Annotated in this window: 26 protein-coding genes and 1 pseudogene; 1 reads left to right on the forward strand and 26 read right to left on the reverse strand. The window is 32.1% G+C overall.

The features are described from left to right. Positions 1–5 precede the first annotated feature (5 nt). Complete coding sequence (locus tag BS85_RS0109355; RefSeq protein WP_026944554.1) at positions 6–704, forward strand: GNAT family protein; 699 nt, start codon at positions 6–8, stop codon at positions 702–704. A 63-nt stretch (positions 705–767) separates the two neighbouring features. On the opposite strand, the gene BS85_RS0109360 is transcribed toward BS85_RS0109355, so the two are convergent. The 26 genes and pseudogenes from BS85_RS0109360 to BS85_RS11775 form a co-directional block, all read right to left on the reverse strand. Further along, a complete protein-coding gene (locus tag BS85_RS0109360) occupies positions 768–6,578 on the reverse strand; it encodes an SNF2-related protein (protein WP_026944555.1) in 5,811 nt (1,936 codons plus the stop codon). 45 nt (positions 6,579–6,623) lie between these two features. Next, entirely contained in the window at positions 6,624–6,893 is a 270-nt protein-coding gene (locus BS85_RS0109365) for a hypothetical protein (RefSeq protein WP_026944556.1), read from the reverse strand. A 1-nt stretch (position 6,894) separates the two neighbouring features. After that, entirely contained in the window at positions 6,895–7,455 is a 561-nt protein-coding gene (locus tag BS85_RS0109370; protein ID WP_026944557.1) for a P-loop NTPase family protein, read from the reverse strand. A 123-nt stretch (positions 7,456–7,578) separates the two neighbouring features. Continuing rightward, a complete protein-coding gene (locus BS85_RS0109375) occupies positions 7,579–7,962 on the reverse strand; it encodes a YopX family protein (RefSeq protein ID WP_026944558.1) in 384 nt (127 codons plus the stop codon). Further along, entirely contained in the window at positions 7,956–8,900 is a 945-nt protein-coding gene (locus tag BS85_RS10960; protein ID WP_169734708.1) for a DUF5131 family protein, read from the reverse strand. Before BS85_RS10960 ends, BS85_RS0109375 begins: the two co-directional genes overlap by 7 nt. Before the next feature lie 142 nt (positions 8,901–9,042). Further along, entirely contained in the window at positions 9,043–11,244 is a 2,202-nt protein-coding gene (locus BS85_RS0109385) for a DNA topoisomerase 3 (protein ID WP_026944559.1), read from the reverse strand. A 4-nt stretch (positions 11,245–11,248) separates the two neighbouring features. Further along, positions 11,249–11,929, reverse strand: coding sequence for a hypothetical protein (locus BS85_RS0109390; protein WP_026944560.1), 681 nt, complete (start codon positions 11,927–11,929; stop codon positions 11,249–11,251). Then, on the reverse strand, positions 11,919–12,131 hold the full coding sequence (locus BS85_RS0109395; RefSeq protein ID WP_026944561.1) for a hypothetical protein: 213 nt from the start codon (positions 12,129–12,131) through the stop codon (positions 11,919–11,921). Before BS85_RS0109395 ends, BS85_RS0109390 begins: the two co-directional genes overlap by 11 nt. Further along, entirely contained in the window at positions 12,112–12,348 is a 237-nt protein-coding gene (locus tag BS85_RS0109400) for a hypothetical protein (protein WP_026944562.1), read from the reverse strand. The genes BS85_RS0109395 and BS85_RS0109400 overlap by 20 nt, the downstream gene beginning before the upstream one ends. A 120-nt stretch (positions 12,349–12,468) precedes the next feature. Beyond that, positions 12,469–13,089, reverse strand: a complete 621-nt coding sequence (locus tag BS85_RS0109405; RefSeq protein WP_026944563.1) for a hypothetical protein — start codon at positions 13,087–13,089, stop codon at positions 12,469–12,471. 67 nt (positions 13,090–13,156) lie between these two features. Then, complete coding sequence (locus BS85_RS0109410; RefSeq protein WP_026944564.1) at positions 13,157–13,948, reverse strand: hypothetical protein; 792 nt, start codon at positions 13,946–13,948, stop codon at positions 13,157–13,159. Between the two features lie 2 nt (positions 13,949–13,950). Continuing rightward, positions 13,951–14,703, reverse strand: coding sequence for a TrbM/KikA/MpfK family conjugal transfer protein (locus BS85_RS0109415; RefSeq protein WP_026944565.1), 753 nt, complete (start codon positions 14,701–14,703; stop codon positions 13,951–13,953). 3 nt (positions 14,704–14,706) lie between these two features. Beyond that, positions 14,707–15,141 carry a cag pathogenicity island Cag12 family protein gene (locus tag BS85_RS0109420; RefSeq protein WP_026944566.1) on the reverse strand — a complete coding sequence of 145 codons (435 nt, stop codon included), beginning with the start codon at positions 15,139–15,141 and terminating at the stop codon, positions 14,707–14,709. Beyond that, complete coding sequence (locus BS85_RS0109425) at positions 15,122–16,933, reverse strand: type IV secretory system conjugative DNA transfer family protein (protein ID WP_026944567.1); 1,812 nt, start codon at positions 16,931–16,933, stop codon at positions 15,122–15,124. Before BS85_RS0109425 ends, BS85_RS0109420 begins: the two co-directional genes overlap by 20 nt. Continuing rightward, on the reverse strand, positions 16,934–17,569 hold the full coding sequence (locus tag BS85_RS11125) for a Rha family transcriptional regulator (RefSeq protein ID WP_081949675.1): 636 nt from the start codon (positions 17,567–17,569) through the stop codon (positions 16,934–16,936). It lies immediately after the preceding gene. Positions 17,570–17,579: 10 nt separating this feature from the next. Next, positions 17,580–18,575: a P-type DNA transfer ATPase VirB11 gene (gene virB11, locus BS85_RS0109435; protein ID WP_026944568.1), complete on the reverse strand. Its 996-nt coding sequence runs from the start codon at positions 18,573–18,575 to the stop codon at positions 17,580–17,582. After that, complete coding sequence (gene virB10, locus BS85_RS0109440; protein ID WP_026944569.1) at positions 18,556–19,734, reverse strand: type IV secretion system protein VirB10; 1,179 nt, start codon at positions 19,732–19,734, stop codon at positions 18,556–18,558. Before virB10 ends, virB11 begins: the two co-directional genes overlap by 20 nt. 337 nt (positions 19,735–20,071) lie before the next feature. Beyond that, positions 20,072–20,968 carry a P-type conjugative transfer protein VirB9 gene (virB9, locus tag BS85_RS0109450; RefSeq protein WP_026944570.1) on the reverse strand — a complete coding sequence of 299 codons (897 nt, stop codon included), beginning with the start codon at positions 20,966–20,968 and terminating at the stop codon, positions 20,072–20,074. Then, positions 20,965–21,627, reverse strand: a complete 663-nt coding sequence (locus BS85_RS0109455; protein ID WP_026944571.1) for a VirB8 family type IV secretion system protein — start codon at positions 21,625–21,627, stop codon at positions 20,965–20,967. The genes virB9 and BS85_RS0109455 overlap by 4 nt, the downstream gene beginning before the upstream one ends. Further along, positions 21,624–21,821, reverse strand: coding sequence for a hypothetical protein (locus tag BS85_RS0109460; RefSeq protein WP_026944572.1), 198 nt, complete (start codon positions 21,819–21,821; stop codon positions 21,624–21,626). Before BS85_RS0109460 ends, BS85_RS0109455 begins: the two co-directional genes overlap by 4 nt. Positions 21,822–21,857: 36 nt before the next feature. Beyond that, complete coding sequence (locus BS85_RS11770; protein ID WP_169734709.1) at positions 21,858–22,019, reverse strand: hypothetical protein; 162 nt, start codon at positions 22,017–22,019, stop codon at positions 21,858–21,860. Beyond that, positions 22,009–23,019, reverse strand: a complete 1,011-nt coding sequence (locus BS85_RS0109470) for a TrbL/VirB6 family protein (protein WP_026944573.1) — start codon at positions 23,017–23,019, stop codon at positions 22,009–22,011. The genes BS85_RS11770 and BS85_RS0109470 overlap by 11 nt, the downstream gene beginning before the upstream one ends. Beyond that, positions 23,020–24,000, reverse strand: coding sequence for a type IV secretion system protein (locus BS85_RS0109475; protein WP_026944574.1), 981 nt, complete (start codon positions 23,998–24,000; stop codon positions 23,020–23,022). A gap of 9 nt (positions 24,001–24,009) precedes the next feature. Then, positions 24,010–24,435: a single-stranded DNA-binding protein gene (locus tag BS85_RS0109480; RefSeq protein ID WP_026944575.1), complete on the reverse strand. Its 426-nt coding sequence runs from the start codon at positions 24,433–24,435 to the stop codon at positions 24,010–24,012. After that, positions 24,428–24,985 carry a Rha family transcriptional regulator gene (locus tag BS85_RS0109485; protein WP_026944576.1) on the reverse strand — a complete coding sequence of 186 codons (558 nt, stop codon included), beginning with the start codon at positions 24,983–24,985 and terminating at the stop codon, positions 24,428–24,430. The genes BS85_RS0109480 and BS85_RS0109485 overlap by 8 nt, the downstream gene beginning before the upstream one ends. Next, positions 24,982–25,253: pseudogene (locus BS85_RS11775) on the reverse strand (hypothetical protein); the annotation flags it as partial. The pseudogene BS85_RS11775 and the gene BS85_RS0109485, both read right to left, overlap by 4 nt.

Consider the following 25,253-nt stretch of genomic DNA (forward strand, 5'->3'; position numbering starts at 1 on the left):
AAAAGTTGAAAGAAGAGCTTTATACTAGCAAATTTTATGTCTCCAAAAAAGGAGATAAAGAAGTATGCTTTAAATTAGGTTTTGAGGTAGAGGCAATTGGAAACAACAAAGAATTTTATTCTGTTGAAATATGGGCAATTATAGATTATCAATATTTAAAAAATGGAGAAAATATTATTCCAAACACTAGCAAAATGAGAAATTCTTGGAAGTTGAAATATGAGTATAATGAGCGGTGGAACTTCCATTCTTCCATAATGATTCATCCTGATTATAGATCTCTTGGCATAGGAACATTTGTAATTAATAAAATGTTAGAAATTGCTTTAAACTATGTTCCAACAGGTAGGCTTGTTGGAAAATTGAGTTTCGTAGATGAAGAAGATGAAGATAACCACAAAAGAAGAGACACATTATATAAAGATTTAGGTTTTATATTTAATGATAATAACACATATTTTAGTATAGATGAAATTAGCAATTTAAAACTAAGGAAAGAGTTTGATTATATTCAAGAGCTTTCTTTTGCTAATGTGTTATGCCAATTAAAAAAAATGCAATATGAAAAAGAAACAAATGATAAACTTATAAAATACTATAGAGATAATTCAATCAAAGCCGATAATGACATTCGCTCAAAAAATAAATTAATATTTTCTCTTTTAATTGTATTAGCTCTGTTGATTATCAATATATTAATTTGAAAGCACAATGAGTTATCCATTTAAATATTATTAAAAGACTCCTCAATACGCTAATTGCAAAAATTAATTTAGTTGCAAATCGTTTTCCTTTGCAATTTCATTGCTCTTATTTAGACTTTCTAAAATACCAGCAGACTTTGGAGTAAAACTGCTTTTATAATCTTTTTGCTTACTCATTTTTTCTATTTCGCTCATTACAGCGCGATTGTCTTCTCTTAGGGCTTCCAAATAGTCTTTTCTCTTATAAGCGGGAGTATTCTCTCCTGTAACGCTTTTTAACTCTGTAATTTCTGCCTCCAATTTTTGAATTTGTGAATCTTTTGAGGATATGAATTTTTCTAAATTATTATAGAAATTATTAACTTTTGTCATAAATCCCCTAAAGCTCACTTCATTTGCTAAAGACAGAAGCTGACTATCTTGCTTATATACTAGATTTTCAGGTTCTACAAATGTTTTGCCATCCAAAGTTGAAATATAAAAGCTAAGTGTATCTAGCGATGTTTTCTCTCCACTGATTAACAAGCCTTTATACTCAAGAATTTTATATTCTTTTTGATAGTCTTTAGAAATAGCCTCAATATTCTTATCAAAAATTAATTCTATTTCCTTTTGCTTTCCTTTATTGCTATCGCTATTATCGTCTTTGAAAACAATAAAATCCTTAGCAACATTCTCATCGCTTTGAATTTCGTAATATTTTCCTTGAAAATTTTCATTATTATTTAGCTCCGCGATACCTTTTAAAGTCTTGTATGCCAATACATTATTTTTTAAATAATCAACCTTAGAGATATTGTTTTTAAGGCTCTCTTCATTATTGTGGATTTGTCTCTTATAGCCACTATAAAGCATTTCCTCTTGTCTTAAATCGCTGTTTAATTGCACCTGCAATAAAATAAGCGGATTTTCTGTGGCTTCTGCCTTCATTTCTGCGGCATCAGCTGCACCACTTGTAATATCCTCTAAGGTTCTTACGCTAGACCCAGCTTTTCTAAATTGTTCTATGGAACGAGCTTTACTTTCAATGACTTGCCACATCCTAGCATCATAGGTTCTTTCGGTGGCATATCTAAACTCTTTTACTCTAAAATTTTGTGGATCTCTCATAAAGAGTTCATTGCCTTGTCTGATAACCCTACCGCTTCTTTGTTCTAAATCACTAGGACGCCATGGACAATCTAAATGGTGTAAGGCTACAATTCTTTTTTGCACATTTGTTCCAGCACCCATTTTTTGAGTTGAGCCAATAAGAATTCTAGCTTTCCCAGAGTTCATATCTGCAAAAAGTTGTGCTTTTTGTAAATCTGTTTTTGAATCATGGATAAAACGAATTTCATTTTGAGGAATACCCATAGAAACAAGCTTTTTTAAAATATCAGTATAAACATCAAATTTTGATTGTTCTGCTAAAAGCTCATCTAAACTTTTATTGCTTTCTTCCTCTGTCTGTTCTATGGCTTCATTAATGTTGATAAACTCTTCTTCTTTGTCCTGCTTTGATTTTGGTGTTATTTCGTTATTATCCAAAATAATTTTTTGTGAGTGTTGCTTTGGTGTTGATAAATCACAAAAGATTAATTGTGTGCCTTTGTCATTATTCCAAGTATTATACTCATTATAAACATTCTCAACAAGTTTATTGATTTTAGAATCCGCATAATCATCATAATAGGGATTAATCAATCTAAAATCAAGACCAGCTTTTCTAGCGTCTGTGGTGCAAGCAAGTAAATTATTTCTTGAAATATCTTCTTGTTGATGTTCCATTCTCCAAACAATAGAGCCTTTATTCCACATTCCATTTTCATCTTGAATGCCTATAAATTCCGCTATGGCTTCACTTCGTGGAGCGACTACATTAATAGGCTTGTCATTATAGAGCTTTGGCACAAAATTTTTTTGAAATTTCATAATATCGGCATTTGTTACAATATCTGCAACACTCTTATACATGGTGGAAAGTTCAGGAACATTTTTAAATTTATTGAATCTTGCGACTATTTTGTAATTAATTCCAGAGCTATCAAGTTCCCACGCGTTTGTAACTTCTCCAAAAGTTGAAGCCCAAGCGTCAAAGCTTTGTATTCTTTTCTCCTCCAATACATCGGGTTGGATGTATCTTTGTAATGTGTAAAGCTCTGTAATGGAATTACTTATAGGAGTTCCTGTCAGAAAATAAAGCTTTTTGTTTTGCTCATGGATATATTTTGTTTTGCAATAAAGATCATAGGCTTTTTGTGAGCCTTTTAAATTGCCAAGACCACTTATATCGCCCATTGAAGTTGTAATGAGTAAATTTTTAAACTCGTGAGCTTCATCAATAATTAAAGCATCAATTCCTAATTCTGAAAAATCTATTGCTTTAGATTTTCTATGTGCTGTTTGTAAATCTTCTAGTTTCACTTTGAAATTTTCAATGCGTTTTTCCAAGTCTTTAACAGAATATCGCATAGCATTCTCATCATTTTGTTTTTGCTCTAATGTTTCCTCTAAAATACTAATATCCTCCTCATATTGTTTTTTTATTATTTCATAAGGAGCAGGTATTAATTTAAATTGTGAATGCGTCATAATAATAGCGTCATAGTTATTTGTAGCAATTTTTGAAAAGAATTTTTCTCTATTATCTTTTTTTAAATCATCATTGTTGGCGACTAAAATATTAGCATTCGCATAGGCGTGATAAAATTCATCATTCCATTGTCTTGCCAAGTGATTTGGAACAACAATTAAAGGCTTATTTAAAAGACCCATTCTTTTTTGCTCCATGACCGAGCAAATTGCCACTAAGGTTTTTCCAGCACCCACTTGATGATCAAAAATAATGCTATTTTCTTGAATCGCTCTGTATATTGCATTTTTTTGGTGTTTTTTGAGCGCAATGTTGGCATTGAAGTTTGGAAGGTTTAGATTATCCCCTTTGTATTGTGGCTCTATGTTGGTATTAAATCTTTCGTTGTAGATATTCTCTAAATCTGTGCGCCTATCATAGTCTTTGTAAATCCACTCTATAAACTCATTTTTTAAATTCTCTAATTTAGAATTAGCAATGGCTGTTTCTTTTGGATTTAATTCCCTATGTTCTCTGCCTGTCTCATCTTGTTTTTTATTATAAATGCGGATAGGCTTTCTTAATAAGCCGTGCTCAAATAAATCAAAACAGCCTATTCTTTCAGTGGCATATTGTGAGCGGATATAAGGGCTTAAAATGTATCCATTGCCTTTAAGATTCCATTCACCAGTTTTTTCTATCAAGAATAAATCGTAATTGTTAGAATCAATTTGCAAGGTTTCCTCTATAAATTCTTTGTAATATTTAATGGGTATCCAAGTAGTTCCCAAGCTTATTGCAATATCAACAGCTTTTAAATCTTTGGGCAAAACCTGCTCCAAACTCTCTAAATTATTAACAAATTCATTGTAACCGCCTTCCACTATTTTTTTTACTTCTTTGTATTTTGCTTTAACATTTCCAGAAAGATATTTTTCAGCCAATACAAAATCAGTAGGATTTTTATGATTTCTAAAAATTAATTTTTCTTGTTGTAACACATTAAGTATTTCTGTTAATGGAAGCTCCAAATGAGATTGTAAGAATTGTAAATCAATTCTCCCATGCTCATTAATACTAGCGATAAGTGCTTCTTGAGGAGTGGAGATTTTAATTTCTTTTTGCGCATTTATGGTTCGTTTGAAAAAAATATCCGCTTTTGTTGCGCTAGGCTCTAATGGATTAACACCCTCTTTTAGCGCAACATTTTTTGAAATACCAGCATTATAATTTTTCTCTAAAGACAAAATTTTATTTGCTTCTACATCTTCTCTGAAAGCTTTTTTATTGGCGTCTCTATTTAAAAATCCCTCTTTAGCAACAAACTCATCATAAAGATTATTTAAAAGCTTTCTTTGGGCTTCTACTAGACTATCATTAAGCTCATTTTTTTCATATTGGATAAGAGTATTGAATTGATCTCTAATCGCGATGAGCTTTTTAATTCTCCTTTTATCGTGTTCGTTTAAAACAGGCTTTGAAAATGTTATTTCATTATCATCGCTCCAAACTTTCATATAAACTTCATTATCATATTCAAAGTAATTGCCATCTTTTAGCTTGTCAATAACTTCGTTATATTTTTGATATTCAGGAGATTCTTTATCAACCTTGTAATAAGAAAATTTGATTTTAGTTTCTTGGTATTGATAAATATCCTTAGGTAAAGTTTGGATAAAGTTTTCTAATGCGACTTTTAAATCTCTACCATCATTTAAGCATTCCAAATCGTATCCATATTGAGAGCTTTTAATATCCATTTTCCCTAAAATGTTTTGAGGATGATTTTTAAAATACTCATTAATATGAAAGCCACTTAAAATAACAGGTTCTATACCTCTTTTTTCAGCTTCTTCAAAGTGATTATCGTAATATTTTACGCTTTCTAGCCACGCATTATCTACGCTTAAATCTTTACCTTTTTTAAAAAAGATAATATCTGTTGTAACTTCGGTATTAGCTCGTTTTTTAAAAGCGTTATTTGGCAACCTCACTGCTCCTAAGAATGTTGCTTGTTTTGCTATATATTCTCTAATTAAATTATTCTTAGAATCCAAAAAATAGCTTGATACAACAAAGGCAGCAATACCACCATCTTTTAAATTTTTAATGGAGTTTCCAATAAAATAGTTATGCACACTCGTTTTGTTTAGAGTAGTATCGCTTGGATCTAAAATCTTTTTTTGTCCAAAAGGAGGATTTCCGATAAAAGCATCATAAGGCTTATGAAATAGATGATGTTGAAAAGCTTTATTGTAGATAGTTTGATTTGGGTGCAAATTTTTCAAGATATTTGAGCTTATAGTATCAAGCTCAATACAGGTAAAATGATATTTATCGCTGTAATTTTTAGCGTAGGATAGAAATGAGCCTATTCCTGCGCTTGGTTCAAAAATTTCTTTTGCGTGATTGTCATTATTAAAACCCAGCTGATTAAGACCTTGATAAATGGTATCAATAATGATTTTTGGAGTGTAGAAAGCGTCTAAAGTTGAAGTTTTTGCATCTTCATATTCTGTGTAGTCAAGTAAGGTAATGAGTTCTTTAAATTCCTGTTCCCACTCTTTATTGTAATGATCAAAAGCTTGTGGGATTCCGCCCCACCCTGAAAATCTATTAAGAATTTCTTGCTCTTCTTTGGTGGCATAGCGATTTTCTTTTTCTATAGTTTTTAAGAGTTTAACAGCCTGAATATTTTTTTGAAATCTATCTTTTAAAGAACCAAGATAGACTTCATCATCACTTATAAAATCTAATTTTTCAGATTTGAAGCTTCTTCTTTCAAGTCCATCATTTCTTGTTGTAGTCCCCAATATTGATTGTTGATTGTTTCCTCTTGCGTCTGTTTCTTGTCTTGATTCATCATCTCTTGAAACAAAGGAGAATAAATTTGTGGTTTTACTGCTATGAAATGATTGAGATTGATTTGCGCTTCTGCTAGTATCTCCATATCCGTGATTCCCTGCATTCTCTGCTGCTCCGCTTCCTTGCTCTCTAAAATTTCTAGTTCCATTTCCGCTTGTGGAAGTGCTAGTGTCGTTAGTTCTGACATTCCTAGAGCTTTGATTGTGTTGGGATAAATTTCCGCCCATCTCTCTAGTATTATTAGGCTGTATTGTGGAATCTTCTTGTCTATCCAAAGTTGATGTATCTGATGAAATGCCACTTCGTTTAAAGCCATTTTCAATCTCTCCATATTTGGATAATTCTCTATTCTGTTGCTCATTTTGTTCTCCTGTAAATTCTAATTCTATAAAGTCAAATAAATTCCGACCACCATAACGCTTTTCGTCTTCAAGTTGCTTTTTTGTTTTTCGCATTTGTATCCTTGTAGTTTTGTTTTTTGCAAGGATATTTTAGCATTATTATTCACCGACATTTAGAACCCTAGCTTCTTTCAAAATTAACTTTCTTATGTAGGAGCTGCTCTCGCTGCTCAAATCTAATTCCATTAATTTTTTTAAAATGTCGTGTTCTTTTTGATTCAGTCTGCACACTATTATATGTTCTCTCCTTAATTCTTTATCAATAATTTTTCGCCCAGAAGACTTTTTTTTGTCTGCCTTTCCATAAGTCTTTTGCGAAGTTGGTTCAGAGTTTAGTGCTTCAGCAATTGTAAAGGGTTTTTTCTCCATATTATTTCTCCTCTGTAATGAAATTTAAAAGCTTTTGGTATTCATTGAAAAAATTTGTGTAGCTCAATCTTGAAAGATTGTTTTCATTATAGAGTTCTGTAAAAGAAGCTCCGCTACTCATTGAATTTTCAATAATTTTTGAAAACTTAAAAAAGAAAAGATTTAAGTCTGTAAAGTTGCTCTCAAGCGTTTCGCAGATTTGATTTTTTTCTTTTTCATCTCTGTAATCTGTTACTAGAATGCAAACTTTAGCATTATTACCTATTTCATTTAAGGTTTCTAATGTCCTAAGTAAAGAATTATAATTGCTAGTGCAAGGAACAATAATGCAATCACTATCTTTGACAATTTCTAATATTCCCTTTTCCACAAAACCACCAAAATCATAAACGCAATTATCTATTTTTTTTGGAGTCGGTAAGATTTTTGCCTTTTGGGGATAAATCTTTTCTATAATGGAATTATCGTTGCTTTGGAGGAAGTATCCTAAATCTTTAGCAATTGAAAAAGCAAAAGGAGTTTTACCAACGCCGCCCTTTTTGTTGATAACAGATATAATCATCGCAGAATCCTTTTTTATGTTAATTAATAGTAACTATTATATATTATTAATTATTAATGTATATTAAAAATTGATTTAAATAATTATTAGTTATTAATATATATTAAAATTAATTTTAATTAACTAATGTTGCTCTGTTTCGTGGATATTGCCAATAACCTCACAAGATTCTGTATTAATCCAAGAAAAATCTTCATCATCATTTTCGTTTTCTATATTTATAACGATAAACTTTCTTTCAGAATCTAGCGCAACTCTAACTTTATCCCCATTTTCTGTTATAAGAATATCTCCCTCAAAAATCTTTTTATTATTTTCATCAACTTTTCCTGTCCAAAGTTCAATTTTACAATCTTGTAAATTCTCATCACTTAGTCTTGATTTAGCCTCATTGCCAACAAGAAAGTGAAACTTCTTAGCAGGACAATCTGCATTATTACAATTACAATACTCGCCTTTTTCATTAGGCTTTGGCACGATTCTAAACTCAAAGTCTTTTACTAACATCTTGGAAACTCCTTTGTATTGTAGATATTCTCTATAAAGCTATTACTATGAGATTCTAAGGGGGAAGTAATAAAGTGATTACCTTTTTGCTTAAAAAAGAATGCACAATCATAATCTTTGCATTGCTCATACAAATCTATTACCCATTCTTCTTTTGTTGCTCTTGCTCTATTGCCACTCTCTCCCCCTACAATAACCCAATCAAGACAAGTAGAATCATTGTCTTTTGCAAGGTATTTAGTAAGATTTATACTCTCTAGCATAGGCTCAACACTGACAAAGACTTTACACCCTGTAATCTCTTTTATCTTTAATAAATCTGGGATTCTTAAATCTGCCATTTCTTGATTTTCTGCTGTTACTCCAAGCCAAACATTCTTTTTTAAATTTTTATAGAGAGTATCATCATAGTCATTTTCTGTTTCTCTCATTTGTAAAACATTATTAAAATAAAAAAGCATTCTATCTGCACGCTTAGTAAGAACTTGAAAGGTTAAATCTTCCCTTTCTTCCATAAGGGTAAAAGTGTTAAATATATCTAAAAAATCTATATCTTTATGGAATAAATCACTCATACTACATACAAAGATTTTACTACCACTTTTATATTTCTTTTTATCTAAAATTTCATCTGCTTTAAAATTGTGGAATAAAACTTTGTCCCAACCAAAATAATACATAGGAAAGGTAAAAGCTTCGTGTTTCTTTGGACAAAGAACCTTGCCATAAAAATCTATCTTTAAATTTTCATTCTTAAGCTCTTTGCTAAACTCATATCCACATTCATTGCAACGCATTTTGGCAATTTTTGCTTTTGCCATTCCTTGTAAGCGTTTAGTCATAGCCTTAGCATAGCAATTCTGACAAGCAGGGCTTATCTGTGTGCAACCTGATATGAAATTCCAAGTGTAGTCTGTCCATTCAATTTTTGTTTTCAATGTGATTTTTCTCCAATCTTGTTAATTAATAGTAACTATTATATACTATTAATTATTAATGTATATTAAAAATTAATTTAAATAACTATAATATATTATTAATTATTATTAGTTATTAATAATATATTTAAATTAATTTTAATTAACTTATATTTGGTTTCCCATCTTTCTCAAAGCAGCGATAATCGCAGCCATTTTTCCACTCGTTACAACTCCATAAAATATAGGGTTTTCCTGCCTTAGAAATTCCCTCTTTTCTAATCAAAAATCCTTTTTGACATTTAGGGCATTGGTATTCGCTCGTTTGTGGGCTAGATTCTTTTTTGGGGTTTAAATTCGGCTTACCTTTGTTGTCTTGATAGGTTGCTTTACACCCAGCGTTATACTCGCTACAACCCCAAAAATCTCCATATTTCCCCTTTCGTTTTGTTAGAAAGCCTTTATTGCATTGCGGGCATTGGATTTTTGGTTTATCCCCATTTTCCATTATTTTAAAACTTTCATTGCTACTAATTCTTTGAATCTCATTAATAACTTCTTTTGTAACTTCGTCTAAAAATTGTTTTCTGTCCAGCTCTAATGTTTCTATCATCTTTTGTTGTTCAAACCATAAAGCTGTCATATCAGGTGTAGTAAGTGATTTTGGAGAAAGCGAAATTAAATCTCTCCCTTTCTTTGTAGATTTAACAACTTGTTTTTTATCTTGGCTAACCTCTATATATCCTCTATCAATTAAAGTTTTAATATGATTAGACCTTGTAGCAGGTGTGCCTATTCCTCCACTTTCTCCTTTTTTGTCTTTGTCTTTTTCCATAAGCAGTTTTTTAATTCTCTCATCTCTCACATATTTAGCAACACTATTTAAATCTTTTAATAAGGTTGTCATCGTATAGTAAGGGCGTGGCTTTGTTTGTCTTTTTTCAATTTGCACAAGAGAACATTTTGCATTATCTCCATTTTTTAGTGCCGATAAATCACAATCATTATTTTCCGATTCGCCTTCCTCTTCTGTATCTATATTTTTCCACAAGCTCCTAAAACCACTTTTTGTGGTTCTATTTTGTGTAGTTGTAAAAATTCTTTGATTTATCTCTAAATCAATGGTTGTTGTTTGGTATTCTCTAGGATTAAAAAATTGAATGATGAATCTTTTTGCAATTAAGTCATAAACGATTAGCTCATCTTTGGTTAATTGCGATGAAATTTTGTTTTGAGTAGGAATAATTCCATAGTGCGCGGAAATATTAGAATCATTAAAAGCTTTGCCTTTTATTTTTACATCGCTCCCAGCGATCAAAGCTTCAATCTCATCATTATTTAAATTTTCTTTTATGGAGCTTAGAATCTTTGGAGCTTCTTCAAACATTGTTTCAGGCAGATACTGACAATCAGAGCGATTGTAAGTAATGGCTTTATGCTTTTCTCTTAAATCTTGTGTGATTTTCAAGGTTTTATCAGGGCTAAATCCAAAAATTTTCGCACATTCTGCTTGTAAGACAAGTAAGTTATAAGGCAATGGTGGATATTCTTTTTTGTTTTCTATTTTTAAATTGATTTTTGCATTTTGACTTTCACAAGCATTTTTAATATCTTTTGCGATATTCTCATCCAAGATTTTTTCTTCTGTTTTCAATCGCGCTTTGAAGATATTGTTATTAATTTCAAAATCACCAATCAAAGAGAAATAATCTATACTTTTAAAGCCTTCAAATTCTTTATCCCTAGCAACTACTAGCCCCAAAATAGGTGTTTGCACTCTGCCAACACTAAGAGAGTTTTTATCCGTATATCCATTTTGTCGGGCTTGTATTGTATAAGCTCGTGTGAGATTAAAACCCACAATCCAATCTGCTTGACTTCTTGCAAAGCCTCTCTCGCTCATTCCTTTAAAATCGGTATTTGGCTTAATTTTAGCTATCTCTTCTTTAACTGCTTTTGGCGTTAAATCATTGATTAAAACCCTAAATACAGGCTTAGAGGTTTTAGAATACATAATAATTTCATCAACTAAAATTTGTCCCTCATCATCAGCATCACCACAATTTACAATGGAATCTATTGTATTGCTATTTATGAAATCGCAAATAATTTTAAGCTGCTCTTTACTATCCTTTTTAGGAAGATATTTAAATTCCTTAATGGGAAAGGGCAAATCTTCAAGCTTCCATAGTTTGTATTTTTCATCATATTCTTCAGGTTTAGCAAGTTCCAATATATGACCAAAAGCCCAAGTAACAATATCATTACCCTTTTGAATATATCCTTTTCCGCTCTTATAGCTTCCCTCTAATCCTTCCGCAATCGCTCTGCCCAATTCAGGCTTTTCTGCAATGAATAATCTCATTTTTCTACCTTTCTAAATTTTTATTAACATTGTTAATTTGTTTTTCTGTTTGTTTTTCTTTAAATTCTTTTAGTTTGTCTTTAAAATGATTAGTGGATTTATTTTCTTGTTGTGTAGTGCTATTGTTGGTGTGATTTGTTAAAGTTTGATTAGTTTCTTTGTTGTTGTCTTGTTGGAGTTTTTCTGTAAATGAAGGGGGAAGAATCGCCCCATTTTGTGCGTAAGCCTTAAGGGCTTCATACTTATAAAGCTCTTGACCTTCTTTGCTTAAATTTTGGAGCGATATTCTTTCTTGAGGATTGATTCTCCATATTTGGCTATCATTGAATCCATAAAGGTATCCACTCTTTTCGCCCAATCTTCTACTTCCCTCGCCCAAGCTTCTGCTTCGTCTGCTTCTCTCTTGGATAATTCCTCTAACTCGTCTAGCGAATAAATCGGAACATTCTCGTAATGCGCTTGTTTGAGTATCGGTTCTTGTAGTTGCATTGTGTATTGCATTATTTATTTCCTTACTATAATCTATACTTGCAAAAGGTATTTTAGCATTTGGTTCTGTGATATAAAATAAATTAGGATTGTTTTTATCCTGTTCTATTTTAAAGCCTGTTTCTTTTTCTATTAGTTCAATCTCTTTGTGAATTTTTATTGTTAGAGATAAAATAGTGTCAAATTTAGATTCCATTATTATACCCTAAATCATTATCATCTTTTTTACCCATCATTGAAGCTTGATTTGAAGTTCTTTTATTAATATTGATTCTATTTTTTTTCGTATCAAAAGAGATACTATCTTGCGCACCTATTCCAAGCTCTTTATGAAAATTTCTCGCAAGAAGAAAAATCAAATCTTCTTTACTTAGCTCTTTATCTATTCCAATTTTCACCCTCTCTAAAATAGTCAAATTCTCTAGGAGTTTTTGGATAGAGAGTAAAATTGACTTTTTTATCTTGTATGGATTTTTCAAAGATAAAATCTTTGATTGCATGAAGTATCTCACTTTGTGTAAGAGGCGGATAACTATAAGTTTCTATTTCGCCATTGATAGCAACTAATTCTCGTTTATTGTCAGTATAGGTAGTATATGAGCAAGAAAAAGTCATTTTGCATTCCTTTTATATTAATTTATAATTACTATTAGTTAATAATATTAACTATAAATAATTATTATTAATTTATATTAAATAATAGTAACTAATAATATACGCCCAAAAGGGCGCACATTATCTTTCAAATCCCTTATCTTGCTTCTTTTCAGGCTCTTTGATTTCTTGAGTTTGCTGCATTTGCTGTTCTTGCTTTTGTGCTTTCATTTCGGCTTCATTGACAACTTTAATTCCGTCATTTGAGATGACTGCTATAAATTCATTGCCTCTTTCTTTTAGCTCTTGTTTGAGCTCTTCATTGTAAAGTCTTACATTAGTTTCTAAATAATGACTTTTAGAGCCATCTTGATTTTGGCGTTCTGTAATGCCTACACCCTCAATTAATTCTTTTGCAGATTCTCGCTTCTGATTGATTGTATAGTAAAAGTAGCCTTTCTCATTTGTGTTAGAGTTTATATAAATAAAATCATCTCTATTTTGCGAGTTTGTGGGTTTTAGCACAATATTATGAGTTTTTTCATCTCTATTTACAAAAAAGTTTTTCCACTCATTATTGACTTTTGCAGAAAAGAGAACAGAACCATGTTCCATTGCGGCAACTTGTCCTGCTTCTTTAATAACATCAATCAAGGCTGTATCCACTTTTCTTTGCTGAATATCACCTTCCTTGCTTCTGTAATTTAGTGCATTGTTAGTATCAATAACAATTTTATCATTAACCAATCGTCCGAATGCCATTTTTATCTCCTTTATTAGAATTTTTGTTTTTTTGTTTTTTTGCGAATTTGATATATAATTATTTTGTTCATTCACCTCCTTGTAGTGTGATTTGAATACTATTTTTATTCTCATTAAAAATAGTTTTTTTGTTTTTTGCGAAGCTTAAGGTGAGGCTTTTATCATCTTTATTAACAGAGATAGTAGCCAAACCTTGAGTGATTGCAGCCACCCTCCCTTTTAACTTGTTATATTCTAAATGCTTTGCATATGTAAGAGATAATAAAACCCCAAAAATAACACCCAAGCTAATAGAAGCAACACTAAAAAATACAAGAAACCATTTGGTATTTTTTGTCATTTTTGTAAAGATTTCCGAAAATATATTAAGCTTTTGTTTTCCGTCTGCAACAAAGCCATCAAGAAATTCTTGATAGATTTGTGCATTGTGAGAAAGCTTATATTCTACAATTTCACAAAAGCTATTAATTTGTTGGTTGTAATTTTTGAGCTTTTCATCTAAGGATATTTTTTGGATTTCATTAGCAAATTTGGCAAGATCCTCCATAGTCTTTTTGATAGAGGCTGTTTTATGAAAAATCTCTTTTTCTTCATCGCTAGGAGGATTTTTAAAATAAGCGACAAGAGCCAAATGGATACTATTTAATTCCGAAAAACTCTCCTCCAAATCTTTAAAAATACCATCCTCTGTATTGCTATGCGAGTTTTGCTTCCCAACATGGATTTTTCCATTGATTGTTTGCATGGTGTTTGTAAATCTTTCTAACAACTCATTAAAGTTAATTATTTCTTGTGTGCTGTTGTTTTCCTCATTTACAATTTCATAAAGACTATTTTCATTAGAATTATTTTCATTCATTATTACTTCTCATTAACCCAGCAATTTTTTGAAATCATTGATTTTTGATAATATCCAATATCTACTCTGTAGTATTGATTCCCTACTTGTTTTCTTTGGTTTTGAGGTAATTGCGTATATTCATATCTACTAATTTGGGCTAATTTCTCACCCTGTTCTTTTTGTGATAATGGTAGAGCACTATAAACATCTTGTGAGACTTCTTTTAATTCATAGCCTCTTTGCCACTCATTTTTTTCGTAAAATTTAGTATCACAAGTATATTTTAGATTGTAATCAGTATAACTTGATGTAGATAGTAATTTGCAAGAATTTGTCAATTCAGGATTTACTCTAAATCCATATACATTGACATCCCTACATTGAATGCCACTACCATCCCCATCATTTGTGCATACTTTATCCACCCTAATAACTTTATTCTCAATTCTATTATTAAGGGAGGTAACTGAGCATTCACCATCCAAATTAGCCAAAATTTCATTTTTGTATTTATACATTTCAGGATCGCTTGAAGCAACAACAGGACATAAATCCAAAAAACTTTTTCGTTTGGCAACGACTTGCGACCATTTTTTCGCATTAATGCTAAAATATCTTGTTAAAGCTGCGCTACACTCTGCAGGTTGCACAGGTGAAGCTAAACAAAGCATTGCTTCACAAGCTAATCTAGTATCTCCAGATAATAGCTCCAACTCTATTGCATTAGCGGATACAACACCAAAAATTAAAGTAGATAAAAGAACCTTTTTCATTTTTCATTCTCCTGTATTAGTTTTGTTAAAAAATAGAATATTTACTACATTAAGTTTTTCTTCATAGGGATTGATAGGCTGTAATTCAATAGGGATAATGACTTGATTTTTAATAAAATACTCTTTGTAGTCTTTAATTAAATCTTCTCTCCCTATTAGAATCATCTTACTAGCATTGTGCGCCAAAAGAAAAGTTTTTGTTACAAGCTCATTTTGGATAAAATCATCTCTCGTTGAATTTTTTTCAACCGTGATTTGATAAGTCCAATTTTGTGAGCTTAAAAAATCATCTTTTGGGACGAAGTTATACTGCCTTTCCAAAATAGAATTATTAATGGATAATGCAGAACCACTATCTAATTGTTTTGGTTTTGGCGCAGAACACCCTATAACCATTAACGAAGCCATAATGGCTAAACTAAGCGACATTTTCTTCATTGTCTTCTCCTATAATTTGAATTTTAACTTTGCATTCTCCTTGTAAGATTGCATTTTCTAGTTGCTCTCTTGTTGGTATTTTTTTGATTGCTGCTAAGCTTTTTGAAATCGCTTTAAATTTATCCATAAAATAAGAATCGGAATAATAGAAAGCTTTATTGCATAAAATAGGTTTGCCACTATCAATTGTGATAAGCTCATTTTCAAATGACATTTCTCGTAATTCTTGCGGTAGCATTAAAGCCCTACTTGCTTCACTAATGCTTCTTGAGCCGCCCCCATTACCGCCTGAATTTATGCTTCTTGAGCTTGTCTTAAAAGTCGTGTTACCTAGAATCTTAGAAATAGCTTCCGCGTCTTCTTGCTCTCTTGGAGCATAGAAAATTTGACAAGCATGATTTGTTAGTAATGTTTTAGCTCCCTCTTTGCCATAGCCTAAAGGTGGCTGCGTTTCTAGCTGCGATAAAGATTGATAGATTGTTAATAATCTTAGATTGTATCCAGCAATGAAACTTACAGAGGTTTGCAAGATTTGAATTCTTCCGGGTGCTGTAAATTCGTCCATTAAAAGCAAACAAGAATATTTCAAATCTTTATTCTTTTGTGGTAATTCTTTGGTATTTAACAAAATAAGTTGCGACCAAAAAATATTTAAAATAAATTGTGCATTTGCTAATTGATCAGGAGTAATGCCAATGTAGATTGTCATTTTCTTTTTGCGCAAATCTCTTAAATCAAAATCGCTTGTTTCTGTGCTTAATTTCAATGTTTCGCTTTCAAAGGGAACAAGAGGCGCATTAAAAGAACTCATTACGCCTGATTTTGTAGCATCAGAGCTAATGTTAAAATAGGTTTCTAAGCGTCTTTTTGTGGCGTCATCTAAAACTTCACAATGCACTAAAAAGTTATAGGTATCATCAAAGCCTTGTATTGCTTGATTTTCATTTTTAATAGATAGCCCTTTTGAAAGCTGTAAAATATTATAAAAATTAAACTCTCCTATTTTTATTTCAAAAGCTCTTTGGAAGTCTTTTCCAATATTGCTTAATTGCAAATCACGCCACATATAGCATAATCCGACAAATAAGTTTTGCGCTAATCCATTAAAGAATTTGGAAGTTGAATCCCCATCGAGCGGATAAAGAATGTTAGCTAAGTCCATTAATTGACTATCGCAATGCTCCTTATCACTCATATCAATATAAGTAAGCGGATTATAACGATGAGTTTGTCTTGAAAATGGATTAAAGAGATAGACTTCTTGCCCTAAAACTTCTTTTCTGTATTTGCTTGTGTAGTCAAAACATTCTTGTTTAATGTCTTGCACGACTGCGCTTTCTGCCCATTCTAGTAAGTTTGGTATAACAATACCTACACCTTTACCGCTTCTTGTAGGAGCTCCTAACGCCACAAATTGCTGACCCCCAAATCTTAAAAATTTACCTTTATATTTTCCGATGATAATGCCCTTATCATTAAATAACTTCATCTGCTTAATCTCGTTATTATTGGCAAATCTAGCTTCACCAAATTGCGATTTTTTGGTTTTTAGAGATAACACCAAAGCGGTAAAAGCAATCAAGCAAATTCCAAATGTAACACCTAAAGAAAGCCATATTTTTGGGTAACCATTACTAATTGCTTGAAAAGTGAAATTAATGTTGTAAATTTCAAGAGCTTTGACTATTTTTACTTTATTCAAAAAGAAAAAAATAATCGGTGTTAGTAAGTAAGTGAGAATAAAACTTGTTATAACAAGAAAAATAATTTGAATATTTCTTTTATTTTGCATCTATCGCTCCAAGTCTTGATTTTTAATAGTTTTATTTGCACTAAAATTTTGCATTTTTTCTTGAAAAAATGCTTTATTTTTACTTGCCATTGGGTCTTTTGGTTTGCCGCCGACTTCATAATAATGAGAAAAAATGATTTGATTATTTTGATTTCTATCTTTAAGCGTAATATCAACACTAAAATCTTCTTGTGGAAGTTTTTTATAAAGCTCACTCATTATTTCTGTAAGATATTTGTTGGGGCTATGTATTTCTTGGGTAATAACTTGTTCCATTTTATTAAAAGCATTAATAAATGAAACTTTCCATATATCAGCTTTCTTGCCTGTAAGCCCCATTGCTATAAAAGAAAAACCATCACGAGTGAGTTTATAGCAAGGCAAGACCCTGCCCGTGCTATCTTTATACTCACTGAGCCGAAAATTCGGCTCAGTAAAATCTTGAATTTCTTTATTCTTTAATTTTTCATTGACTAAATCTAAAATATGCGTATGCCTTTTTTCAAATACCCTTGCTATATCCAAACTCGTGCAAAATATTTGGTTATTTTGAGTAGTAAATTCCACCTCTTTATCGTTTATATTTACAAGGTTTGCATTTGTTGCTTTTTTATCTTGTGTTTTAATTTGCCACATAAATATTTCCTTATTTGGTGTTTTCTATTTCTTTGAAATAGATTCCATTAATGCGTCTTTTTCCATGATGTGCGTGGATATGCACAACAATATCTATTAAATCTTTAAGGGTTTTTTGGATGATTTCAAAAGGCACACATTGTCCTTGTGGATTCTGCAAAGTCATTAAAGCAAGTCGCGTAAATGTTTCTTCAGGGCTTCCTGCGTGGCAGCTTGTAATGCTGCCTCCATGACCACTTGCTAAAACATTGATAAAATCATAAGTTTCAGCACCCCTAAGCTCTGCTAATAAAATCCTATCAGGCTTCATTCTTAAACAAGATTTTAAAAGCGTTGCAGAATTTAGAAAATCTGTGCTTTTTGCTTCGGAAGGATAGAATAATTGCACGAAGTTTTTGTGTTCATAGAATTTAATCTCCTCAACATCCTCAATGGTAATAATCCTATCTTCAAGGCTTATAAAATCAATCAAAGTTTTCATAAAGGTAGTTTTTCCACTACCTGTTTCACCAGCAATAATGATGTTCTTGCCAAATCCAACAGCCTTAGAAATAAAACTTTGATAATCTTTTGCTTCATAAAGCTTGATTAATTCCTTATCGCTTGGTTTAATTTCATTAGTATTGGGATTTAAATCTTCAAAAAGACCACTTTTAACATGATCTTCCATTTTAAAGCGAGTTTTACTCGGCTTTCTAATGGTAATAGAAATGTGTTCATTTTTTGTAGCAGGAGGAATGACAATTTGCATACGCTCTCCGCCTACTAAAATACAGCTAAGAATCGGGCGTGCTACATCAATCTTATCTTTTTTAAAAGCAGCCGCCGCAGTTGCAAAATGGCTTGCTCTCTCAAAGTCAAGTTCAGTAGTTACAGATTGCCAAAATCCTTTTGAGTTTTGTATCCAAATTTTATCATCCCCATTGTAGCAGATTTCATTAATGCTATCGTCTTTTAAAAATTCCCCAAAATATTGTTGCGTATATTTATCTAATGTGATTGACATTCTTTTTCCTTGTGAGCTTATAAACTTTTGAAAAATCAATATCTTTATTGACATAAACGCCAACCAAATCACCATGATTTTTGTAAAGTGTGGGTTTAATATCAATCATTTTTTCTAAAGCAGTATTGGCAATTTCATTAATATTATCCCTTGTGTTTTGACTATAATTGTAATAGTTGTTGCCATTGCCATTGTTTTTGCTTAATTGATCGGCTAAAATAGCCATTCCATCATCAATCATTGAAAGCAAAATCGCAGAACCAAAGCGTTTAAGATAGTGATGATCTACCCAGCCGGGCATACCACTAGCTCCTAGCTCATCAGTAGCACCCGAATACACAGGAATAATAATGTTATTAGGCGTTCTAATTTCCTGCCAAATTACAAAAAGCCTATCCATTCCATCATCAATTTGACCCGCATTAAATGTTCCTGTAATCGTGCTACCTTTTTCAATTAAAAGTGTGTTTCCATTTGCAGAATAAACATCGTTTGAAACAATACAAGCAATTCCGCCTTTAATAGAGCTTACAAGTTTTGTTTTTAAGGCGCAGCCTATATAAGTGCCTTTAGGAAGGAGTAAGTTTTGATCAAATTCACTCAATTTTGCAATGGTTGGTGTAAAAACTTCTCCTACAAAATCTCCCCCACCTTGTAAGCTATTAGGATTTTGTAAAGCACCAGCACCATTTTGTCCAAACTCAAACACCGTATTTGGTTTTTCTCCGAATTCTCCCCCAGCTCCAGCTCCAACGCCACCCCCAAAATTCCCATTGCTAGATGAAGCAACAACAGTGATTCCAGCACCTTTGATAATTCTAGGTTTTGGTGGTTTTGGTTCAAAAATTGGCACTTCTTGCTGTTTGGGTTCTTGCGCGATGAGTTCGTCAAATGTTTTTTGTGGAGCAGGTGGGACAAATTCTTTTTGTTTTACGCTTTGCGCTAAATCTTTATTGTCTTCTTTTGGTGTTTCTTCAACGCCATCATTCCTGCTTAAAAAAGAATTTAAGAAATAAACCATTAATACAATGAGCAATAAACCACCAATGGCGAAAATACCATAGCCTTGTATTTTCTTAAGGTGATCTTTTTGGCTATTTAATTCTGTTGTATGATTTTCAAAATCATTGTTTAAAGCGTCTTGTTCTTTATCGTGCATATTCTCTATTTCCTTATCATTTTTGTGCTATAATTCTCTTGATCCATTCGGTAAATGGATAAAAAGGTTTTACAGAGCCTTACAAGTTGATTAAGCTCGGTTCTCTTTTGGGGAGCTGAGCTTTTTTTTTGGCTATTTAGTTGGGTATGCGGGCGGAATTCAACTTGTAAGGAGTCCATAATGGATTCAAACCTATTCATTGCAGTTATTGCAGTGCTAGTCACGCTTTTTAGAGAAGAAATAAGAGAAATCTTATTTAAATCTAAAAAGTAAATAACTGCCTTCTGTAAAACTCTGCTGCAAGGATTTACCGCCCTTGTGGCAGTTTTTATTCTTATCATTTTCCACCCTTTTTATTAACTTCCCGCTGAACATTTTCATTAGAAGTTTCCCTTGTTTTGCGTAATGGATTCTTTGCGTATCCCTTATTAAAAATTCCAACAACCTTATCCCCGCTTCTTAGGAGAATTTGTTTAGCAGTTTTTTGAATCACTAAAACATCATAATTGCCATCTTTTTTGATATGCGTATTTAAGATACTTTCTTTGCCATTTTCATACATAAAAACTGCAGGGAATGTTTTAGTGTTATCAAATCCAAGATAAGTAAAAACACCATCATCATAGGCAAAATTTGGGCTTATATCCTCACTTCCTTTATTGACTTTCATATAAAAATCCCAATTTCTAGGAATGGTATTTTTATTTAAATCAGTTCGGATATTTTCTTGCTCTTGTGCTTCTAAAAATTCCTTAGCAGCCTCATAATCTTTTTGCGGATATGAAAAGCTAAGTTTGTAAGTGGTGTTGCTGTTTTTGGTAACAAGCTTTAAATCAAACACATAAGCATTTAAATTTGTAATTACAATTAAGTTAGTTTTCCAATCACTCGGATTAGGATCTAGCACAAATTCTTGCGAAGATTGACTTTCTCCCATATTGTTTTCGTCTTGTTGGACAAGCTGTGTTTTATAAGCTTTAGGCTTGATGAATAAAAGATTGTCTTTTTCTATTAAATCCCAACCCTCCGCAAAACCTGTGGCGGTATTAATGATTCTCTCATCAATACCAAATTCCAACACACTTACATATCCATTTTTAGCATTTACTTGAAAGACATCATTAGCATTATAGACTGCATAAGTGATTCTTTTATCGTATATGGAAGCTTTTGGAATATTTAAAGCCCATACAAAACTGCTTAAAAATAGGCTAATTAGAATTATTTTTTTCATCTTTCTACCTCGTCATCAACTCTATATGTTAAAACTTTAAAACCAAGAGGATTTAAAATCCTGTTTTCCTCACTAGCTTTTGCTAAGATATAGTCATAACTTAATGTAATGACTTTTGTTGCGTGTGCTGTTCCTCTTGTATTGAGATTCTTTGTAGTAATGATTGCTCTAATGGTTGAAGTTTTAACACCATTGCTTTCCCCCAAAACAATGCTTAAAATTTGCACACTCACTTCATTAGAATTTTTTAGGATTTGATCTCTTGCGTTATCTCCTTCATACCAAGCCCTGTATTCATTCGCAACCTTTTCAGAGCTCATTAATTGAGTGAGCAAATAATCTTGATTCAAAAGCTCATAGTAATATCCCTCTCTAGCCTTAATATAAGTCCCAATAAAATATTTATCTAAAGCTTCATTTTTTGTAATTTCTTTCTCATCAAGTATGGTTAAAATATCAACCATTCCTGTAGTGTTATCTACCCTTATCACATAAGGTTCAATAGTTTTTAAAGGGGTGAGCAAAACAACAGCAACAATAGAAAGAATCGCTATAAAAATAGAGATAAAAGCAATAAGCCACGCTCTTTTGTTGCTTTTTTCAATCAAATATCTAAAACTTGCTTCATAATCTAAAGCAGTATTAAAATCGTTTCTCATCGCTCTTTTCCTTGATCAATGGATTTATCAATAGCTTTTTCTTTCTTTTTGAAAAAGCTATTAAACTTATCCATAAAGTGAGATTGTTTTTTGTCCTCTTTTGCTAACTCTTCTTGCTCCTCTTGTTTAATCTTGTCTTCTAGGCTAATCCAGCCTTGTTTTTCAAGTTCTTTGCCCAAATCATCTTTTGACATATTTATCCTTTCTGTATTAAACTAATAACTCTAATATTATTTAGATTCATTAGATTCCTTTGTAGCTTGATTAAAATCCGCATTAACAGGTATCCAATCTTTTTGACTGTTAAAAAGCTCATCATATTTACCTTGATGAGTGCTACAAGCACTCAAGAAAACACCAAAAATAAAAAGAAAAATAAAATTACGCTTCATTTCTCATCCTCTCATACATTCTTTTTGCACCACTATATGCAGCCCGACCACCAGCTTTAGTTCCAGCCCAAGCAGCCTTACCTGCATACTTTCCACCAGCCATTGCTGCACTTGCAGTTTTACCAGCAGCCCAACCTGCAGGTTTTGCTGCTAATTGACCAATAGGAGTTAATTTGCTACTTATTGCACCGCCCATTGCGCCATCCATTGATACATTTGCAACCTTTTCAGCAAAAGCTTTTGCGCCTAAAATCATAATAACCAAAATCAAAGAGGAGATTACATAGAAAATACCTGTTGCTAGCACTTCATTTCCAGATCGTGTTTTGCTTGTTAATAAAGTAGCCCAGCTATTAATCTCATCCATAAAGGTTTGCAAAAATAAACCAACCAGCAAAATTACTAAAGTATTAGAAAGCAAAAGACCAATCCATTGTGTAAAAACATTCTTTGTGGATTTAAAAATTAAAAGCCAAAACACAATAGGAGCAGAAATTACAAGCATTGTTTGGGTGAAGGTTGTAACGACTAAAATCGCTAATGTAGGAACTGCGGCGACTAAAAATCCGATATAGCAAAGCAACATAGCAACAACTGCCATAAAAGAATCTTTTAAGCCGCTTGATTTAGCCCAAATTGTATTTGTCATTTTTATAGTATTTGCAAACATAATATCTAAGTTTGCATACATTTGTGTGCCACCACCTGCCCATTCATAGACTCCATCCATTGCAGAAATTGCTAAATCTAACCAACCTCCAAGATTTAATGCAAAAGTAATCGCTAGGAGTTTTCCTGCTATATCCCAAGTAAGCTCTCTAATAGGGCTTTGGCTTCTACCTGCTAAGACTTCAAAACCCTTATACATAATTACAAGCGTGATAATAATGGAGAATAAAACGCTAAGCTCAGCCATTTTGTCGCTCGTGCCTACTTGTCTGATTGCATCAACGATTTGTTGGATGCTATTGCCTAAGGTTTGAAATAATTTTAAATCCATCTATTTATTTCTTTTAAAATGTTTTGCAATGTCTTCATCTGTAATTGTTGAATTTAAAATAGTGTCGAACGACCTAGAATATTCTTGCATTGCAATATCTTGTTGTATATTTCTTTGGTTTTGATAGCTTGAATTTGCTAAATCTAATTGATTTTTAACCATTTGAATTTTTGCGACTTCTAGCTGAATCGCATTGCCAACATCCGCGCTTTCTTTAATGTCTTTAGTGTTGGCTAATTTATCTTGCAGTTTTTTAAGCGTTTCGCTAATTGTGTCCATTTGTATGGAAGCTTGATTATATGTTTCTACTTGCGCAGCATAAGTGATTAAATCCACTTTGCAAATGTTTTTTTCTGATTGTGTCATATAATCAAAATTACATCTATCAAAGCTCGTGTATTTGTTAAAAATTTCACTGCCTTTTTGGCTTAAAAATTGCTCTGGATTTCTTAAAACATCGTTATAAAAAGATTGTATATTTTTCCCAGCTTCAGAAAAATCAGAATAAATTTGTTTAATATCTTTCATAAAAGCAACAGAATCTCTTATGCCTGTTTTTGAAAGTAATTCATCTTTGTAAGCTTGGATTTGTTTTTGATAGTGCGATACGGTTTCTGCCCACCTTGAAGCTTCTTTAACCCACTCTGCGATTTGTTTAGCATTTTGTGTTGCCATTTGTTGATTTGCAGCAACATCCACAACAGGAATTCCGCCAGCACCAAATGCAATGTTAGAAAATAGGAATAGGCTAAGAAGCGAGGCTGTGAGTTTTTTGGTATAATTGCGTGGGGTGTTTGCCACAAGGTTCGCACCCTTGTGGTCAAAATCTAAGCCCCTAAAGGAGCTAAGATGAATACCGCTAAATTCATCATAGTTGCAATTATACTCCTTTGTATAATTGTAGTCAAGGCTTATTAGCTTTGCCCCACTCGTTGGGGTATGATGGATTTTCCTTGTGGTTAAAAATTTAAAACTTCTCATAAATATCTCCTAAAATGGAATTTCTTCAGATTCTATATTCATTGTTGGGTGTTCGTATTCAACACTCGGTTCTTTTGGTGGTTCTTGTGTGATTTGTGGTGTATCTTTACTATCCTTTTTGCCTAGCCAATAGAATTTAGAAACAATCACGCTTAGTATTGTTCTAGTGTTTCCTGCTTCATCAAGATATTTACTAGAGGATAATTCTCCACTGCACGCAAATTGAGAACCTTTTTTGATATACATAGAAGCATTTTCTGCACTCTTTCCAAACAACACAATAGGAATCCAAGTTGTGCTACTCTCATCATTCCCTTTTTCATTTTTCCACCTTTTAGTAATGGCAAGAGAATTTTTTGCATAAAGCTTTCCACTGCTTGTATTGCCTATTTCAAAATCCTTGCCTAAATAGCCGATTAAATTGACATTATTCATTGTTAAACTCCTTTTGATTTGAGGTTGGATCTTTTGGTGTGCGGTTATCTACAAGATAATCCAAAGAAAAAACATTTTTGGATTCTTTGGAGTAAGGATTTTTAGTAATAACCACACTAACCTTGTAGTCGTTTTTGGGTAAGTTTGGATTAATAAGATTCATTAAATCCATTAAATATTTATTATGGCTTGGAGTTTCTTTTTGCAAGAGCTTCTCCATTTTATTAAAGGCATTAATAAAAGCGATTTTAAATAAATCTGCTTTTTTGCCTGTAAGCCCCATAGCTATAAATGAAAAGCCATCTTTGGTAAGCTGATATGTAGGTCTCATTTCCCCTTTGGCGTCTTTATATTCAACGAGCCGAAAATTCCGCTCGTTAAAATTTTTAGTTTCTTCATTTCTAGTTTTATTCCTAATTGTTTCCAAAATGTCCTTATGCTGCTTACTAAATACCCTTGCTATATCTAAGCTTGTGCAGAAAATTTGATCATCTTTATTTTCAAACACAACCTTTTGATTATTGATATTAATAATATTTGTGTTGCTCATTTTTTAAACCCCATTGTTAAAGTTTGAATCTGCACAGGAGCATTGCTCTTTTTGCTGCTAAATTCTTTTAGTTTTGCTTGAAAATCAATTTTGTTTTTATTTTCTTGCGGTATAATGTTAGTAGCAGGACGGAGAAAATCACGGTCGTTAAACTCTCGGCGAAGCTGACCCTGTTCGCCCCTACCCTGCCTTTCTCCATATTCTGTTTCTGAATGATTAGTTAGAAGTCTATTAATATTTTTTCTTTCTATTTCATATTCTCTGCTCC

This window comes from Helicobacter rodentium ATCC 700285, assembly GCF_000687535.1.
Classification (GTDB): domain Bacteria; phylum Campylobacterota; class Campylobacteria; order Campylobacterales; family Helicobacteraceae; genus Helicobacter_D; species Helicobacter_D rodentium.